At 58.9% G+C, this 18,424-nt stretch carries 15 protein-coding genes; 13 read left to right on the top strand and 2 right to left on the bottom strand.

Features of this window, described 5'->3' with window-relative positions; translation table 11 throughout:
* The first annotated feature begins 355 nt into the window (after positions 1 to 355).
* The 4 genes from EN804_RS16905 (at position 356) to EN804_RS16890 (ending at position 4,956) form a co-directional block, all read left to right on the top strand.
* Positions 356 to 1,609, top strand: coding sequence for an ABC transporter substrate-binding protein (locus tag EN804_RS16905; protein WP_127870965.1), 1,254 nt, complete (start codon positions 356 to 358; stop codon positions 1,607 to 1,609).
* 90 nt (positions 1,610 to 1,699) lie between these two features.
* Entirely contained in the window at positions 1,700 to 2,596 is an 897-nt protein-coding gene (locus tag EN804_RS16900; RefSeq protein ID WP_135920543.1) for a sugar ABC transporter permease, read from the top strand.
* Positions 2,586 to 3,458, top strand: coding sequence for a carbohydrate ABC transporter permease (locus tag EN804_RS16895; RefSeq protein ID WP_127870966.1), 873 nt, complete (start codon positions 2,586 to 2,588; stop codon positions 3,456 to 3,458). Before EN804_RS16900 ends, EN804_RS16895 begins: the two co-directional genes overlap by 11 nt.
* Positions 3,459 to 3,540: 82 nt before the next feature.
* Positions 3,541 to 4,956: an FAD-linked oxidase C-terminal domain-containing protein gene (locus tag EN804_RS16890; protein ID WP_210237369.1), complete on the top strand. Its 1,416-nt coding sequence runs from the start codon at positions 3,541 to 3,543 to the stop codon at positions 4,954 to 4,956.
* Positions 4,957 to 5,100: 144 nt separating this feature from the next.
* On the opposite strand, the gene EN804_RS16885 is transcribed toward EN804_RS16890, so the two are convergent.
* Both EN804_RS16885 and EN804_RS16880 read right to left on the bottom strand, forming a co-directional pair.
* Positions 5,101 to 5,763 (bottom strand): HAD hydrolase-like protein, encoded by a 663-nt coding sequence (locus EN804_RS16885; RefSeq protein WP_135917236.1) that lies wholly within the window; start codon positions 5,761 to 5,763, stop codon positions 5,101 to 5,103.
* Positions 5,764 to 5,811: 48 nt separating this feature from the next.
* On the bottom strand, positions 5,812 to 6,882 hold the full coding sequence (locus tag EN804_RS16880; RefSeq protein WP_127870969.1) for a LacI family DNA-binding transcriptional regulator: 1,071 nt from the start codon (positions 6,880 to 6,882) through the stop codon (positions 5,812 to 5,814).
* Positions 6,883 to 7,102: 220 nt separating this feature from the next.
* On the opposite strand from EN804_RS16880, the gene EN804_RS16875 reads away from it, so the two are divergent.
* From EN804_RS16875 to EN804_RS16835, 9 genes are all read left to right on the top strand, one after another.
* Positions 7,103 to 8,404, top strand: coding sequence for an extracellular solute-binding protein (locus EN804_RS16875; protein WP_127870970.1), 1,302 nt, complete (start codon positions 7,103 to 7,105; stop codon positions 8,402 to 8,404).
* Between the two features lie 95 nt (positions 8,405 to 8,499).
* Positions 8,500 to 9,438, top strand: a complete 939-nt coding sequence (locus EN804_RS16870) for a sugar ABC transporter permease (protein ID WP_127870971.1) — start codon at positions 8,500 to 8,502, stop codon at positions 9,436 to 9,438.
* Positions 9,438 to 10,280: a carbohydrate ABC transporter permease gene (locus EN804_RS16865; RefSeq protein ID WP_127870972.1), complete on the top strand. Its 843-nt coding sequence runs from the start codon at positions 9,438 to 9,440 to the stop codon at positions 10,278 to 10,280. The genes EN804_RS16870 and EN804_RS16865 overlap by 1 nt, the downstream gene beginning before the upstream one ends.
* A gap of 10 nt (positions 10,281 to 10,290) precedes the next feature.
* Positions 10,291 to 11,358: an ABC transporter ATP-binding protein gene (locus tag EN804_RS16860; RefSeq protein WP_189524527.1), complete on the top strand. Its 1,068-nt coding sequence runs from the start codon at positions 10,291 to 10,293 to the stop codon at positions 11,356 to 11,358.
* A 16-nt stretch (positions 11,359 to 11,374) separates the two neighbouring features.
* Positions 11,375 to 12,862, top strand: coding sequence for an aldehyde dehydrogenase family protein (locus EN804_RS16855; protein WP_135920350.1), 1,488 nt, complete (start codon positions 11,375 to 11,377; stop codon positions 12,860 to 12,862).
* Positions 12,863 to 12,882: 20 nt separating this feature from the next.
* Positions 12,883 to 14,517 carry a choline dehydrogenase gene (locus tag EN804_RS16850; protein ID WP_135920349.1) on the top strand — a complete coding sequence of 545 codons (1,635 nt, stop codon included), beginning with the start codon at positions 12,883 to 12,885 and terminating at the stop codon, positions 14,515 to 14,517.
* Positions 14,518 to 14,728: 211 nt separating this feature from the next.
* The gene (locus tag EN804_RS16845; RefSeq protein ID WP_135920348.1) at positions 14,729 to 15,607 is read left to right on the top strand and encodes a dihydrodipicolinate synthase family protein; all 879 of its coding nucleotides are present in this window, start codon (positions 14,729 to 14,731) and stop codon (positions 15,605 to 15,607) included.
* A 133-nt stretch (positions 15,608 to 15,740) separates the two neighbouring features.
* Positions 15,741 to 16,772 (top strand): proline racemase family protein, encoded by a 1,032-nt coding sequence (locus EN804_RS16840; protein WP_135920347.1) that lies wholly within the window; start codon positions 15,741 to 15,743, stop codon positions 16,770 to 16,772.
* 35 nt (positions 16,773 to 16,807) lie between these two features.
* A complete protein-coding gene (locus tag EN804_RS16835) occupies positions 16,808 to 18,301 on the top strand; it encodes an aldehyde dehydrogenase (protein WP_127870978.1) in 1,494 nt (497 codons plus the stop codon).
* Positions 18,302 to 18,424 lie beyond the last annotated feature (123 nt).

Below are 18,424 nucleotides of genomic sequence, written 5' to 3'. Positions count from 1 at the left end.
AACCAGCGGACCGCTCGGCCCCGGCGTCGATGATGTGCTCGGGCGGTCGCCAATGTTTCATTCAATGAAACTGTATATTGACTAGCGCAAAATCGCTCTGCCGTGGAGCCTTTGTCAAGAAGAATTTCGATGAGTGATTCTGCCGGAAATCCTCGGCTATCGCAGTGGCTGCGCCTTTGTGCATCACATAGCGTCAGTTTCCTGCCGAGTGCGCAATTGCTGGCACTGTTCCGTTGTATGAACCTCTATACCGGTGAGCGGAAAACCTACATGGCGAGCTTACCGGGGCAGGCGCGGGACGCAGGTTGCAAGCGCTCTGTACTCATCGCAATTCGGAGATAGTTGGGGAGAGGAAATGCGTAGTCGGACTCTGTTACTGGCCGCCGCCATATGCGGCATGATGTCTGCCACGGCCCAAGCGGAAGAAAAGTCCATTGAGGTCATTCACCATTGGGTGTCCGACAGCGAAGTGGCCGCGGTCAATACGATCAAGCAGGAGCTGGAAAAGCGCGGTGTCATCTGGAAGGACGCCGCTATAGGTGGAGCAAATGGTGTCAATGCGGAGCAATCGCTCCGCGCACGAATCGTCGCCGGCAACCCACCGGGCGCGATGCAGATGCTGGGCTACGACGCCTCGACCTGGGCCAAGGAAGGCGTTCTGCGGGACCTGACCGATTTGGAAACCGCGAATGGCGGCGCTGACTTGATCCCGCCCGACTATAAGCGTCTTGCGGCGCCCGACGGCAAGTGGGTCGAGGTGCCGATCAATCTGCATCGTTCCAACTGGATCTGGGCAAACAAGAAGGCGTTCGACGCCGCGGGTATAGGCATTCCGAAAACCTGGGACGAGCTCATCGCGTCGGGCGAAAAGTTGCGCAAGGCGGGTATCATCCCTCTGGCAGCCAGCGACGAGGCATGGCAGGTCGCCAAAATCTTCGACAGCCTTATCATCGATTTGAATGGACCCGAGTTTTACACGCGGGTCGCGCTCAAGGTTGACGACAAGGCCATTCGCAGCCCGGAAATGGTCAAGGTTTTCGAAAAGCTGCGCCAGGTAAGGGGTCTCGTCGACGACAATTTTGTCGGCCGTGACTGGGCTGTTGCGAGTGAAATGGTGGCGAGCGGTAAAGCCGGCATGCAGATCATGGGAGATTGGGCGAAGGGCGAGTTTCTCGCAAAGAACCTGAAGCCCGGCGTGGACTTCCTGTGTTTCCCGACCCCCACGTCAACGCCGAATTTCCTTTGGGCGATGGACTCGTTCAGCATGTTCGAGACCACCGATCCGAACCTTCGGGCCGCGCAGGACGAACTGGTCAAGGTGATCCTCGATCCGGAAGTGCAGATAAAGTTCAACTTGATCAAGGGGTCGATCCCGCCTCGGCTCGGTGTCGACATGTCGAAGTTTGACGAATGCGCCAAGCAGGCCGCAGCGGACCTCAAGACGGCGATCGACAACAGATCGTTCCTCGGCACCCTGTCTGGCGGCTATGCCGCCGAACCTCAATTCGCTGCGATTTTCAAGGAAGTTGCAGGGAAGTTCTTCGTGTCGGACATGAGCGCGCAAGATGCGGTGACGCTTCTCGCTGACGAAATCGATAACGCTCGTTAGGCGTGATTGACAACGACCGGAAGGCCGCCGATGGCCTTCCGGCTGGCGTTCTGCTTGAACCTGAATTGGCCGGGCAATTCGAGGAATGACATGGTTCGAAGGACGGATATCAAGCGATACTTCGCCGCCCAGTTGCCAAAAATCATTCTGGCTCCGAGCGGATTGATTATACTCGTAATTACGTACGGATTCATCGCGTGGACTGCAAGTATTTCGCTTAGTTCATCCAGGGTGATGCCGATATACGATTTTGTGGGTCTGGAGCAGTTCATCCGTCTTTGGTCGACCCCGCGGTGGTACATAGCCGTCAAGAACTTGTTTATCTTCTCGGCACTCTACCTGTCGATCGCGACTTTCTTTGGCCTTTTCATCGCCATTCTCCTCGATCAGCGAATTCGGGCGGAAGGCTTTCTCAGAACCGTCTTCCTCTATCCGATGGCGCTGTCATTCATCGTTTCCGGCGTCGCCTGGAAATGGGTCTTGAACCCCGGTCTCGGCATCCAGAATGTGGTTCGGAGCTGGGGCTGGACCTCCTTCACATTCGATTGGCTGGTGAATCCCAACTACGCCCTCTACACCGTCGTCATTGCCGCGGTATGGCAGTCGTCCGGCTTCGCGATGGCCATTTTTCTCGCCGGCCTGAGGGGGATCGACAATTCGATCATAAAAGCCGCTCAGATGGAGGGCGCTTCTCAGGTCCGCATCTATGTCAGCGTCGTCGTGCCGATGCTTCGACCGGCGTTTCTCAGCGTCGTCGTCCTGCTTGGCCAGATCGCCATCAAGACGTTCGACCTCACATTCGCCCTGACGAATGGCGGGCCGGGCGGGGCAACCGAGATGCCGTCGATGTTCATGTTTTCCGCGACGTTCGAAAGAAACCAGATGGCAGTCGGCGCGGCGAGCGCGATGATGATGCTGGCCGCGGTGGTGGCGATTATCGTTCCGTATCTTTACACCGAACTTCGGAAGCCAGCCAATGATCATTAAGATGCGCAAATTCGAGCGCTACGGCGGCAGGCTGTTTGTCTATGGCTGCCTGGCTTTCCTGGCTACGCTCTACCTGGTGCCGCTCTGGGTCATGTTGATTACGTCGTTCAAGCCACTGGATGAAATCTATTCCGGCTCGCTTATCGGCCTCCCAAAGCAATTCACGTTCGAAGCGTGGTCGAAAGCCTGGAGCACGGCTTGTATCGGCACCAACTGTGTCGGCCTTTCGCCCTTCTTTCTGAACTCGCTGATCATTACTGTCCCGGCGGTTTTCGTGTCCACGGCCATCGGCGCCATCAATGGCTACACGCTGGCCAAGTGGAAATTCCGCGGATCAGACCTTTTCTTCGCCTTCATGTTGTTTGGGTGCTTCCTTCCGCTGCAAGCGGTCCTGCTGCCTATTGCACGAGTGCTCGGCATGTTGCATTTGTCGGGGTCCACCGCGGGCCTCATACTGGTTCACACGGTCTATGGTATCGCATTCACGACAATGTTTTTCAGGAACTACTTTGTCTCGTTCCCTGATGAGTTGACCAAGGCGGCTTTGGTCGACGGCGCTGGCTTCTTCAGGATATTCTTCAGCATTGCCCTGCCTACGGCCATTCCTATCGCCGTTGTGTGCTGCATCTGGCAGTTCACGTCGATATGGAACGATTTCCTGTTTGGCGTATCGTTTTCCGCCGGTGGAAGTTCACCGATCACTGTTGCATTGAACAACGTCGTGAACGTAACCCTTGGGCGCAAGCAGTATAACGTGGACATGGCGGCGGCACTGATAGCCGCGCTTCCGACGCTGATCGTCTATGTCCTGTCCGGAAGGTACTTCGTCCGGGGCCTGACGGCCGGCGCGGTCAAAGGATAATCGCGCCGCCAACAGCCAGCCTGCGATCTCTCCAACCGGTCAAATGAGCCAGCACAGGCATACTCAGTCGATGGGATTTCCAATGTCAGTGTCGAAGCAGCCGCTGCCGACTGCCTTTGTCCAAGAGATCGCAAAGCTGCTTGTCGACCGCTTCACCACCAACACGGCGCTCAGGCAGCAGCACTGCGGTGGAGAGGGGTTCCACGCGGTTGAAGCACCAGACGCCGTCTGCTTTGCCGAGAGCGAAGCGGAGGTCGCGGCGATCCTCAAGAACGCCAATGCCCATCGCGTAGCGGTCATTCCCTTCGGAGCCGGAACGTCGTTGGAAGGCCATTTGAGCGCCGTCCACGGCGGAGTAAGCCTAGATGTCAGCCGCATGAATCGAATACTTGCTGTGCATCCCGACGATCTGGACGTGGTCATCGAACCTGGCGTTACGCGACAGGCGCTTGATAGGCATCTGAAGGATCTGGGGCTGTTTTTCCCCATCGATCCCGGCGCGGAGGCAACGATTGGCGGGATGGCAGCTACGCGTGCGTCCGGCACCAATGCCGTGCGCTATGGAACGATCCGCGAGAACGTACTGTCCTTGCGTGTGGTATTGCCCGATGGGCGGGTCATCAAGACGGGGAGCCGGGCTCGGAAATCGTCGACAGGCTACGACCTGACCAAGCTTTTCATCGGCTCGGAAGGCACTCTCGGCATCATCACGCAACTCACCATCCGCGTGCATGGCGTCCCAGAGGAGACGGTTGCGGCCGTGTGCGGCTATCCATCTTTAAAGGCCGCGGTCGATACGGTCACTCAAATAATTCAGCTGGGCTTGCCGATTGCGCGAGCGGAGTTGATGGACGAGCCGGCCATGCGGGCATGCGTCGAGTACTTCAAGCTCGATTATGAAATACGGCCTACCTTGTTTTTCGAATTCGCCGGCGCGTCCCAAGCCGTTGCCGAACAGATAGCCACTGTCGGGGCGATATCCACGGAAATGGGCGGAGGCGAGTTTCGCTGGGCCAGGGATCAGGAGAGCCGGGCTGCGCTGTGGCGCGCGCGCCATCGCATGCACAATGCCTTGTTGGCCAGCCGGCCCGGCGCGAAAGTGATGCCGACGGATACTTGTGTGCCGATCTCCCGCCTGACCGAATGTGTCGTGGAAACCAAGGCCGACATCGAAACGGCCCCGTTCTTCGTGTGTCTGAACGGACATGCGGGAGACGGGAACTTCCACCTTGGTCTGGTGATCGATCCGGATAGCCAGGAAGAATACGAGATCGCGAGCGGCATCAGTTCCCGCTTGGCCTATCGCGCCCTGGCAATGGAAGGGACCTGCTCCGGGGAACATGGCATAGGATTGGGCAAACTCAGATACATGGAAGCCGAACATGGGCCAGCCCTGGACATCATGCGCGCTATCAAGGGTCTTTTTGACCCGAACGGCATCATGAATCCCGGCAAACTCATTCCCGGGTTGGCTCCGCGGGGCTCAACAACGTCGTAAGCCGGCAGGGATGTAATTAATAGGCGTCTGGATGCTCACGGCGCGGTTCTAGAACCCGGGTCGCGCCCACTTTGCAGGCTGTAAGATATAGCGATTGAAAGCTGGGGGCCGAGGACGCTTCCGGCAAATCCGCGATGCGTGGACTCAAAATCCAAGCAGTCGGGTAGCATCAGTCAGGTCGGGAAGGGGCAGGACTTCTTCCGGGAAATTCGTTGGCGATGGGCCGTTGCGGATTCCCAGGAACGGTATTCCCAGTTCTATCGCAGCCGAACATTCGGTGATGGAATCGCCGACAGCCACCACCGTTTCCCGGGCCAGGCCCAAGGCAAGGATCCGGGTAAAAGCCTCATGCTTTTTGGTAGGCGCGCCGATGACGATTTCGAAATAGGAATCCAGGGCGCGTTGTCGGACGATCTCGACAAGTTCTTCCTGTGGCGTACCCGAGACGACAAAAAGCCGAGAGTGATCGCGAGCCGCATCCAGCAGCGATCTGGCTCCCGGAATGAAAGGTGCGGAAAGTACCTTCTTGAAGACGATATCCGTGAACCTTTGGGATAGGAAAGAAAGCCTCTCCTCGGTCGGCTCTTGGCCGAGTATCGTTTTGTCAAAATGTTTGAACTTTTCCCGGCGCGATACGCCTCCATGCATGCGCTGATAATCCAGGATGAAAGCAGCCCATTCTTCGCCGTGCCCGGAATAGATTTCTGCAAAAGCCTGAGCCTTGATCTCGGCCGAATCCAAGATGACGCCGTCGAAATCGAAAATTATTGCCGCAGGGCGGGCCGGAAGAAGTGTCTTATGGGGCAACGCCTTACCTCTTGATCACACTGTTTCCGGGGCAGCAGCGCCGATGGTCTACACGGCGCTGGCGAGGCGCAGTTGCTTCAGGCCTCGTGGTGGGCAGGCGGATTTTCTCACGATTAGATGAGAGTCCAGCCGCACAAAGCGAGGAGACTCCCCTGTCGAGAGCGACATGTGAAGCATATCGGCGCTCAGGCGCCCCATCTCTTCGGCAGGTACGGCAATCGTCGTCAGCGGCGGGTCCAACTGTGCAGCATACTCTGCGTCGTCGAACCCCACGACGGAGATATCCTGGGGAATGCGAATCCCAAGCCGGCGGCTTTCGCTGAGAGCACCGAAGGCAACCACGTCGGTATTGCAAACCAATGCGGTTGTGTCGGGATATTTATCCAGCAGGGCGCGCATCGCTTCGGCGCCGTCGCGAATGGTAAAGTCGCGAATAATAATGTTCTCCTCACCCTCCAGTTGCCTCGCCGCGATGAAATCCCTGTAGGCGGCAATTCGGGTGCGCTGACGATCGCTCCCCTTAGGACTGCCGGCGATCATGGCAAAATTTCTATGACCAAGATCCGCGAGATATTCCATCGCGCTCTGGGTAGCGGCGTAGTTGTCGAAGCCGATGCAGGGCACGATCTCCTCTGGAATATAGGAGTAGGTCGTGACGACCGGAATATGCGGCTCCTTCAGGTAGCGCACCAATGCCGGATCCTCTATCGCGCCAACCAGCAGCAGCGCTTCGGCGCCGCGATCGACCAGCGTCTTGACCTTCTCGAACACGTTGGCGTGCTCGAAACCTGTCGTGGCGACAATCGTGATGTAGCCATGCTGGGCGAACGTATCCTGGAAGTGATTGATCATCTTTGCAAAGATGGCGTAGTCGAGCGTGGGAATGGCAGCGCCGACAATGTGTGTCTTGCGCGAACGAAGCGCCTTGGCGGCCGGATTGGCGGCGTAGCCGAGGCGTTGCGCGGTCGCCAGCACACGCCGGCGCACATCCTCGCTGACTACATCGGGCAGGTTGAAGGCTCTCGACACTGTCGCGACGGATACGCCTGCCTCCCGGGCAACATCGAACACACCAGCTCGTTTCTTGAGCCTTGGCTGTTTCGTCTTTTTACCGGGCATACGCCGCCACCGTGATCGTTGGTTTCATCGACCTTCAGCCTTTGTCTTCGACTTCGCCCGCCTTGACAAGTCTTAAAGCGCTTTTGGTGAAATCGTTTACATATTTCAGGAATGGCGCTTGACAAGGGGTAGCAGGGTCGTAAAAATGAAAACGTTTACACGATTTGGGAACGCTAAGGCGTACTCGTTTCGCCTTGCATGAAAACAGGAGGAGCAACAAGTGACCGCCCCGATCAGACTGCCCTTTTCCCGTCGCAGCTTTTTGAAGGCTTCCGCCGGTCTCGCCGCGGCGATGGCAGCGTATCGCGCTTCATCCGCCTATGCGGAGGAGGTGACACTCAACATCCTCAACAGCAACTCGGTGTGGGCCGGTGCCCTGACCGACCAGGTGGCGAAGGCCTATACGGCCGCAAAGATCACGGGGGAGTCCAACCCATATGAGTCCCACTACGAAAAAATGCTGATCGAACTCTCGCAGGGGTCGGAGACGTTCGACATCATCACCACCGACAGCCTCTGGGTTCGCCAGCCGCAGCGCAACAAGTGGGCGCCGACGATGGAAGACATCAAGGCCGCAACCCCGGGTCTTCCCGACATCAACTACGGGAACGTCACCGAAGGCTCGCTCCAGTACTCGATCTATCAGGGCAAGCACTACGGCCTGCCGCTTGCCATGACAATTCCTGTGTTCATCTATCGCCGGGACCTGTTCGAAAAGGCCGGCATCGACAAGGTGCCTGTCACCTGGGATGAGTATGTCGCGGCCGCCAAGAAGCTGCACAGTTCGGATGTGGCCGGAAACACTCTGTGTCTGGGAGGGCAGGACGCCCACATGTCCGGCGACTGGATGACCCGTGTCATGGGCATGACGAAGCTGGCGCCCACGGATGACGGTTGCTTCAACGATGCCAATGAACCCGTCTTCAATTCGGAAGGGCAGGGCGAGCATGCCATCGAGCGGCTGAAGGAGGTCTTGCAGTATTGCCCGCAGGGCGTGTCCGGGTTCGACTATCCTGAAGGCCAGTCGGCGATCGGCCAAGGCACGGCAGCCATGATCATATCCTGGTCGGACGCGCTCTCCGGAATTGAAAGTGGTCCGCATGCTGGCAAGTTCGGCTACGCCGTGGCGCCCACGGAGAAGTTCCAGCAGTCGATGATTGGCGGCTGGACCGTGGTGTTGAACGCCGCGAGCAAGAAGCAGGCCGAAGGCTACAAGTTCCTGGCTTGGCTTGCCGATGGTGGCTACAAATATTTCTCGGAGGCTGGCGAAACCTCGATTTGCTACAAGCCGGATCTGGAAAATCCCGAGATGATCAAGAAGATCCCCGGGCTCCATGTCTTCGAGGACTTCAAGACCCGTGGCACGCAGCCGATCGCTATCCCGCCGTATCGCCTCACCAACGCGGTGGAAGTGCAGCGGGCAATCTACGAGGAAGTCCTCGCCGGCGTGACCGGGCGAAAGACGCCCAAGACAGCCATGGTCGATGCCGTTGATCGAGCGGCTAAGCTCGTCAAGGGCTGAAGTCGCAGCACCGGTGCGTCGGGATATCCCGACGTTCGTTGAACAGGAAAGCGCCGCGGGCGGATGCCCGCGTGCGCCCTGGAGACCAAGGAAACATGACAGCCAGCTTAGAGAGTTTGCCAATCGCAAGCGACCGCGCTCAGCGCGCCGGGGAGCGCTACACGGGCATGGTCCTGCTTGCGCCGACCATGATCATCATGACTGTCGTCGGCCTGTTTCCGCTCCTCCACTCCCTCTACATGAGCATCACTGGCTACAGGCCGGCGGATCCTGACAAGTTTCAGGGATTTGTCGGTCTCGGCAACTATGCGGATGCGCTCACCGACGCCCAGTTCCTGCATTCAATCCTGCTGACGTTGCTGTTCACGGTGCTCTCGGTCGGACTGTCCCTCACCTTGGCGATTCTGCTGGCCCTGCTCTTCAACCTCAGGCTCAGGGGTTTCACCGTTCTAAGGACCATCATCATCGTGCCGATGCTGATCACGCCGATCGCGGTCGGCATCACATGGCGCATCATGATGATGCCCGACCTCGGGGTGCTCAACTACTTGCTCAGCCTCGCAGGTATCCCGCCGCAGCCGTGGGCCGGTGAGAAAATCAGCGCCATGGCTTCCATGGTGCTGGTCGACGTCTGGCAGTGGACGCCGTTCATGTTCCTCATCATCTTTGCCGGCCTGTCGGCGCTGCCGAAGAGCCCGTTTGAGGCAGCGGCAATTGACGGCGCCTCGCCCGTTCAGACCTTCTTCATGGTCACGCTTCCGATGCTGAAGCCGGTAATCGTCATCGCCAGTCTGCTGCGGATCGTCGACGCCATCCGAACCTACGATACCGTCTACATCATCACCCGAGGCGGGCCTGACTTCGCCACCGATCTGCTCAGCATCTATCTGGCGCGCGTCAATTTCCGTTTCTTCAATCTCGGATATGGCGCGGCACTGTCCTGGCTCACGCTGCTGATAATCCTGGCCGTGGTTCTGATCTTCGTGAAGTACACCGGCTTCATGCGCATGGTGAACGAAAAGGAGGCACGCTGATGTCGAGTTCGACTGCGCCACGTGGATCCCTCTTCGGCGGCATCGGCTACTATCTGCTGGCCCTGATCGCGACTGCTTTCTTCGCCTTTCCCATCGTCTGGATGACGCTGTCTTCGCTCAAGTCGGATGTCGACATATCGGCCTATCCGCCGAAATGGATCTTTTCGCCGACACTGGAGAGCTTTCGCAAGCTTTTCACCGAGCTGAATGCGATGGATGCCTTGATCAACAGCACCTTCATCGTATGCCTCGCCACGCTGTTTGCAATGATCGCAGGCACGCTCGCTGCCTACGGGCTGGCCCGGTTTGACGTGAAGAACAAGAACTTCATCGCCTTCGAGGTGCTGTCGATCCGCATGCTGCCGCCCATGGTGAGCGTCATCCCGCTGTTCATCATCGCCAAGCAACTCGGCATCTTCGACACACCGTGGCTGTTGATCGCCGTCTATACGCTGAACGGCTTGCCGTTCGTGGTCTGGGTCATGCGCGTCTTCATCCAGGAGATTCCGCAGTCGATCGAAGAGGCCGCGCTGATCGACGGTTGCAGCCGCTTCGAGTGTTTCTGGCGCGTAACCTTGCCGCTGCTTTTGCCGGGCCTCGCGGCGACCATGGTCATCATCTTCATGTTCGCCTGGAACGAATTCCTGCTCGCCAGCATCCTGACCTCTTCGGAGGCGCGCACCTTGCCTGTGATCGCGGCCAGTTCGATCAAGGCCAAGGCCATATCGTGGGGGTTGGGATCGGCCGCGGGCGTGCTGATGTCGTTGCCGGTCGTCGTGCTCGTGCTGTTGATGCAAAAATACCTGGTCAGGGGTTTGACCCTCGGCGCCGTGAAGGGATGAGGAAGAGATAATGGGTATCGAAGTCAAATCCGTATACAAGCGCTTTGGCGCCTTTACCGCCGTCAACGGCGTCTCGGTCGACATCAAGGACGGTGAGTTCTTCGTCATGCTTGGCCCCTCCGGCTGCGGCAAGACCACGACCTTGCGGATGATCGCCGGACTGGAGCTCCCCAGCGACGGCCAGATAAAGATCAATGGCCGTGACGTCACCTATGAGGAACCTCGCCATCGCGATATCGCGATGGCGTTCCAGGACTACGGGCTTTATCCGCACCTGTCGGTATTCCAAAACATCGAGTTCCCGCTGAAGGTGCGCAAGATTGCCGAGGGCGAGCGTAAAAAGAAGGTGCAGGCGACCGCGGAGAAACTAGGAATTGCCGAGTATCTGGACCGCAAACCGGGGCAGATTTCCGGCGGGCAGAGGCAGCGCGTCTCGCTGGCTCGGGCCTTGGTTCGCAACCCCCGTGTCTTCCTGATGGACGAGCCGCTCTCGAATCTCGATGCGAAGCTGCGTGCCACAATGCGCACCGAGATCAAGAAATTGGTGACGAGCCTCGGCATCACGACCGTCTACGTGACACACGATCAGATCGAGGCCATGTCGATGGCTGACAGGATCGCCGTCATGCGCCGCGGCGACATGGTGCAGGTCGCAACCCCGCTCGAAATCTATGACAGGCCGAGGACCGAATTCGTCGCCGACTTCATCGGGTCGCCTCCCATGAACCTGTTTCCTGCCCACTTTGACGGCAAGAAGGGAATCGCCGCTTCCGTGCAGCCATTTGCCGACAGTCTGTCGGGCGAGGTCGCCGATAGGGCAAGCAGCTTTGCCGACGCCCAGGGACAGTTCTATGTCGGCGTACGACCCGAGCACCTCATGATCGTCCGCGATGGCGTTGAAGGCGCAGCCTCGGCAAATGTCGACTTCGTGGAGCCCCTGGGACAGACAACCAATGTCTACGTCGATTGCGATGGTCACAAATTCATCGTCGTGACAGATCGCACTGAAGCCAAGATCGGCGACGTTGTCGGTGTAGCCGTAACGCCCGGCAAGAGCCGGCTCGTCGCGCGCAACTGACCGGGGACGTGAACTGATGAACGTGCGCGAATACGAGAACTGGATCGATGGCGCCTGGGCGACCACCGCTCGCAAGGTGGAACGCAAGTCACCGGCCCATGGCGAACTGCTGGCGCGATTCGCGCAAAGCGACGAGAACGCCGTCAACGCCGCGATCGAAGCTGCCCGAAAGGCCTTCGATAGCCGATCCGTGTGGTCAGCCATTCCCGGCGCCGACAGGGCAAAGGCTCTCGGGCGCTGGGTGGATTTGCTGACCCGTGAGATCGACAGGGTTGCCTTGATTGAGGCCGAAGAGGTTGGCAAGCCGGTCCGCTTCGCCAAAGCCGAAGTCGAATGGTCGATTGAGCTTGCGCGCTACGCTGCAGCGCTCGCCTGGCAAATCCCCGGAGATCTGGTCTCCAATATAGGGGACGCAAATCTAGGCCTTGTGACCCGTGAGCCGCGCGGCGTGATCGGAATGATAACGCCATGGAACTTCCCCCTGGTAACGCTGTTCCAAAAGCTGCCCTTCGCGCTCGCGGCCGGCTGCACGGTTGTGATCAAGCCATCCGAGCTGACCTCAGGGTCGACGCTGGAAATCGCCAGGCTGGCAAAAGAAGCGGGCATTCCCGACGGTGTTATCAACGTGGTCACCGGTTCAGGCCGCACCGTCGGCGAAATGCTGACCGGGCATCAAAAGGTCGACATGATCTCGTTTACTGGCTCGACCGCGGTCGGCATCAGGATAGCACAGCGCGCTGCCGAACAGGTAAAGCGCGTTGGCCTCGAACTGGGTGGCAAGGCGGCAAATATTGTCTTTGCCGATGCCGATATCGACGCCGCGCTGGATGGCATCCTGCTTGGCTATGTCCTCAACCAAGGCGAGGAATGCGTTCAAGGGACCAGGCTGCTGGTCGAGGACAGCGTCGCGGATACCTTCCTGGATAAGTTGGTCGAGCGCTCCAGGAAGATCCGGCTCGGCCTGCCGACGGATGAAAAGGCGGATGTCGGAGCGCTGATCCATGAAAAGCACATGGAACAGGTGCTATCCTACATCCAGAGCGGCATAGATGAGGGCGCTACACTTTTGCTCGGCGGCAGTCGGGTCACGGATAACGGCCTGGGCAGGGGCTTTTATATTGCCCCCACGATCTTTTCCGATGTCACCCCGGATATGACGATCTTCCGTGAAGAGATTTTCGGGCCGGTTCTGGCTGTCACCCGTTTCAACAGCGTGGACCAGGCGATCGCCCTTGCCAACGACACGAACTATGGCCTCGGCAATGGTGTCTGGACGAAGGATATCGACAAGGCAATTCGCGTTTCCCGCGAACTCCGCAGCGGGACGGTGTACGTCAATACCTTTCTTGAGACCGCCGTTCAGCTGCCGTTCGGAGGGTTCAAGGAGAGCGGGATCGGTCGTGAAAACGGCCTGGACGGATTGCTCGAGTTCACCGAGGTAAAGTCGACCTTTATCAAGCTAGGGCAGCGCCCGCACGCCTTGCCGCACACCGTGGCGAACTAAACAGTAGGGAGTGCCTTCAGGTGGTAGACAAGAAGACGTTCGACTACATCGTCATCGGCTCCGGCTCGGCAGGTTCGGTAATCGCTTCTCGCCTCGCCGAAGACCCTTCCACGACTGTCCTTCTTTTGGAAGCAGGGCCTTCGGATCAGCATATCTACATCCGCATGCCGGCGGCCCTCGGCTTCCCGTTGATGAACGACCGCTTCAACTGGTTCTACAATTCGGAGCCAGAACCACATCTGCAGGGACGGATCGTTCATGAGGCGAGGGGGCGCGTGCTGGGCGGCTCGTCCTCCATCAATGGCATGAATTGGGTCCGTGGCAATCCATGGGACTATGACAATTGGGCGAGCATCGGAGCTGGCGGGTGGTCGTATGCCGAATGCCTGCCTTACTTCAAGAAAGCCGAGACATTCGACAAGGGAGCGAACGCCTATCGCGGCGGGGCAGGGCCAATGCAGATCGAAACCTGCAAGGCGGAAAATCCCCTCTATCACGCCTTCCTCAACGCCGGAGTTGAAAGCGGGCTGAAGCATGTTGCTGATCACAATGCGTACCAGCAGGAAGGTGTGCACATCACTCAGCGTAACGTCCATGACGGCATCCGTTGGAGCACCTCACAGGGCTATATCCATGCGCAACCGCGCAAACCCAATCTCACCGTGCTGACCGGTGCAAGGGTCACGGGCATAGAGACAAGCAACAAGCGCGTCGTAAGAGTTGCGGTTACCACGAAATCCGGCGCTCAGCGGTTCGAGCCGGAGCGTGAGACGATTCTGTGCGGCGGTGCTCTCAACTCGCCGCAGCTCCTGCTCCTTTCCGGCATCGGGCCGGCCGAGGATCTCAAAAACGCCGGCATAGCTGTGAAGCATCATCTGCCGGGCGTCGGCCGCGGGCTGAAGGATCACGTCGCGGCGCCGGTCATGTATCGCGCGACCAAGGACGTCTCGGCCGCAAAGGACTTGTCGACCTTTGGCAAGGCCAGGATTGGCCTCCAGTGGCTGCTGTTCAAAAAGGGGCTCGGCGCGACGAATTTCTTCGAGGTGGGCACGTTTATGCGCACGCGCGACGAAGAGGCCGTACCCAACGTCCAGTTCGAATTCGTCCCGATGCTGGGAGAATTCCAGCACGGCAATGTCAAGCTCGAGAACGGCTTTCAGTACTTTCTGAGCCTTATGCGTCCCAAGAGCGAAGGACGCGTCTGGGTGGATTCGGCGGATCCGGCTGCCGCGCCAAAATTCGTTTTCAACTATCTGCAGCATCCCGACGACATGGTGCAGGCTGTCCAGGCCGTGAAGGCAATTCGCAATGTGGTCCGTCAGCAGGCCTGGGACGAATTCCGGGGCGTTGAAGAAATGCCCGGGTCGTCTGTTTCGACCGACGATGACATCGCCAATTGGCTGCGCGGCGTTGCCGGCACGAACTACCACCCGTGCTGCACCTGCCGAATGGGCGAGGGCGACGACGCGGTCGTCGACAAGGACGCGAAAGTGCACGGCATCGAGGGGCTCAGAGTTGTCGATGCCTCGATCATGCCAGAGATCGTCAGCGGCAATCTCAATGCGCCGGTCATCATGATGGCGGAAAAGGTCGCGGACGCCATCCGAGGTCGCGTCGCGTTGCCTGCGGATCCACAGCCTTATCACACTGCCTGAGCTAGCGGGGATACCATGTCGAGGGCGCTTGATATCTTATGTGAAAACGATTACATAAACTCAACATTCGCTGAGATAAATATTGCTGTAGAAAAATGGCAATGAAAAAGAAGTATATTGGCCGTTTATGTTTGCGGCGGCTACCAAGGCAGTCGTTTCAAGCCACGGTCCTCGTTGAAATCTTGAACAAATCCGATCTCGAAAAAGGAGCATGGACGTGAGCGAACTAAAAGGAATCTGCGTGCCGATTTGCACGCCATTCAAGGACAAGGGTGCGGCACTCGATGAGGGGGCTCTGGGCGCAAACATCGATTCGCTGATCGATGCGGGCATTCACATCATCGCGGTCAATGGCGGGACGGGTGAGTTCCCGTTTCTGACTGAAAGCGAGAAGCGGCGTATCGCGGAGGTTGCCGGCAAGCGCATCAACGGCCGCGCCAAGCTGATCGTCCAGACATCTGCCTTGCGCACCGAAGACGCCATCGAAAACTCGAAACATGCGAGCGACGCTGGCGCCGACGCTTTGCTCATACTCCCGCCCTTCTTCGAGGGGCCGGGCGAGCCAGGTGTTCGCTATCACTACGAACAGATATCCAGCGCCGTGAACACCCCGATCATGGTCTATAATATTCCTCAGTACACCGGTTTCGACATCACGCCTGACGTCTACAAGCGCTTCAGCGAGATCGATACCGTCAAGTACATCAAGGACAGCACCTCCAACATGATGCGCATCGACCAGCTGTCGGCACAGGGTGCGAAGGTGTTCAACGGCTGCGACTATCTGAATTTCTACAGCCTGCTGAGCGGCGCGCCGGGTGTTTTTACCGGCTCCGGCAACGCTGTTCCGCAGCAACTCGTGCGGCTCTATGATCTGGTTCAGAACAAGAACCTGGCCGAAGCGACCGCGCTGTGGCTCAAGCTGCGTCCCCTGTCACTGCTGCTCTGGACCGCCCCGTTCAATCCAGTCGCCAAGGCCGCAAGCACCAAGACGGGTCGGCCTGTCGGTGAGTGCCGCCTCCCGGTCCTCCCCTTGACCGCCGAGGAGGTTAAACTGGTTGACAAGGCGCTTGCTGCGGCAGCTGCCTGACGCGATCCGGTCGTCCTCGGGGCTTCGTTGCCCCGGGGATCCGGCTGCTGCAACTGGTTCTGGACATTCGTTTTTCCTCGTCCAGCATCGGATTGCACGATTTCAGGGCCGGCCCGGCAGAAAGGATTGAGGAATGCGGTTGTCGCGGATGATCAACGTTGTGGGCGCCCACGCAGAGGGCGAGCCGAACGACGTCATTACCGGCGGTGTCATCGATGTTCCCGGCAAGACCATGTTCGAGAAAGCGCGATGGCTGGAGACCAAAGGCGACGACCTGCGAGCCTTTCTCCTGCATGAGCCCCGCGGGAAGGTCACGCTCTGCACCAACCTTGTGCTGCCTTCGTCTCACCCTGACGCCCAGATGGGTTTCGTCATCATCGAACCGGCTTCCTATCCGCCGATGTCGGGCACGAACACGATATGCACGGTGACCGTTCTCCTGGAGACAGGAATTATCCCGATGCAGGAGCCCGTCACCAGGCTGACGCTCGAGGCGCCGGCCGGCCTTATTGAGGTCGAAGCACGGTGCCGGGACGGAAAGTGCGAAAGCGTCAAGTTCAGGAATCAGCCGTCTTTTGTCATGCACCGGGACCGGATGATCGAGGTCGAAGGCATAGGCTCGCTCCGCGTCGACGTTTCCTACGGGGGGATGATCTACGTGATTGTCGATGCTCAGGACTGCGGCTTCGAGATCGAGCCGTCCGAAGCGCGCGATCTTTCGGACGTTGGCGAAAAAATCAAGCGAGCGGCGGCCGAGCAACTACCATCCGTCCACCCCGAGAATCCAGAGATACACACAATCAACCAGACGCTTTTTGCCGGTCCGCTCGCGGTAGTCGACGGGATCAAGACATCCAGGAATGGGGTCATCGTCTCACCAGGCAGACTGGACCGCTCGCCATGCGGGACCGGCACCTGCGCGCGATTGGCGTTGCTGCACGCGCGTGGTGAAATCGCTGCCGGCGAACAATTCATCCATGAGTCGATCATAGGCACGAAATTCGTCGGCGAGATATTCGAGACGTCCAAGGTCGGAGGTCTCGACGCCGTGTCTGTCGCCATCACCGGACGGGCCTGGATCACCGGCTTCCATCAGTTCGTGCTCGACCCGAGCGATCCGTTTCCGAGGGGCTACACACTTTCCGATACCTGGCCCGGAGCCTGACCAATATCCATCATTGTCATTTGCAGGAGTTCAAGATGAACGTGCACGCAGACTTCCACGCCCAAGCCGAAAGGCTGAAATTCGAAACGCGGGCCTTTATCGACGGCGCCTATGTGGCGGCAAAATCGGGGGAGACGTTCGAAACCGTCAATCCTGCCACCGGCAAGCTCCTTGCTAATGTCGCCGCCGGCGGCGCTGCGGACGTCGACCTTGCGGTCAGTGCCGCACGCCGCAGTTTCGAGGCCGGCAGTTGGTCGGGCATGCCGCCGCGGGAGCGCAAGAAAGTCTTGCTGCGCTTTGCCGATCTGATCGAGAAGCACAGCGCCGAACTCGCGCTCATCGAAACGCTCGATTGCGGCAAGCCGATCAACGATTCCCTCAGTGTCGACCTGCCAGACTCCGTCGAGACGCTGCGCTGGCATGCGGAGGCGACGGACAAGATCTACGATCAGATGTCGCCGGCCCCGCGCGACGTCGTGTCGATGATCGTGCGCGAGCCGATCGGCGTCGTCGGGGGCGTCATTCCCTGGAACTTCCCTCTGTTCGTCGCGATGTGGAAGTTGGCGCCCGCCCTGGCGGGAGGAAATTCCCTCGTGCTGAAGCCGGCCGAACAGACGTCTTTGTCGCTGATCAGGCTGGCAGCGCTGGCATCCGAGGCAGGCATTCCGGACGGCGTCTTCAATGTCGTCCCGGGTCTGGGGCCGACTGCCGGCCAGGCTATCGGCCTGCACCGGGATATCGACTGCGTGAGCTTCACGGGCTCTGGCGAGGTCGGTCGGCTCTTCCTGAAATATTCCGCCGATTCCAACATGAAGAGGATCATCCTCGAGTGCGGCGGCAAGAGCCCGGCAATCGTCATGAGCGACGTCAAGAACTTCGCCCCGATCGTCGAAAATGTCGCGACGGGCATTCTGTTTTGCCAGGGCGAGAACTGCTCTGCCGGCTCCCGCCTCATCGTCCACGAGAGCATCAAGGACCGTCTCCTTGATGAGCTGAAGCCGGTGTTCGAATCCTGGACGGTCGGCGATCCGCTCGAGCGCTCGACGCGCATCGGCGCGATGATCGAGGAGGATCATCTCGCCAAGGTCTTGTCCTACATCGAGACCGGACGCAGTGAAGGCGCCAAAGTAGCATTGGGCGGAAATCGCGTGCTGGCCGAAACAGGTGGTAGCTTCGTTGAGCCGACGATCTTTGACGGCGTCTCCAACACCATGAAGATTGCCCGTGAAGAGATCTTCGGGCCTGTCCTGTCGGTGATCTCGTTCAAGGACGAGGCCGAAGCTGTTCGCATCGCGAACGACACCAACTACGGCCTTGCTGCGTCCCTCTACACCGACGATCTCAACACGGCGCATCGCGTCGCCAAGTCGATCCGCGCCGGTACGGTTTCCGTGAACTGCTATTCGGAAGGTGACTTCGCCGTGCCCTTCGGTGGCTACAAGGAATCCGGCTTCGGCGGCAAGGACAAGGGCCTTGCTGCGCACGATCAATACACCGAGACAAAAGCCGTCTGGATCCAGCTGCGCTGACGGCATGCAGGCGCCTGGCCCTTTCGGCCCGGCCGTCAGCCCGTCGCGGGAAATCGGCGTGCCCGCGGGTTTGCGGGCGCCCTGCCGGTTCTGAGGGAAGTCAATGACATCCGTTGTAGCGTT

The sequence above is a fragment of the Mesorhizobium sp. M8A.F.Ca.ET.161.01.1.1 genome (assembly GCF_004792105.1).
Taxonomy (GTDB): Bacteria; Pseudomonadota; Alphaproteobacteria; order Rhizobiales; family Rhizobiaceae; genus Mesorhizobium.
Note: the sequence above shows the minus strand (reverse complement) of the source record. Positions and strands in the feature narration are given on the sequence as shown.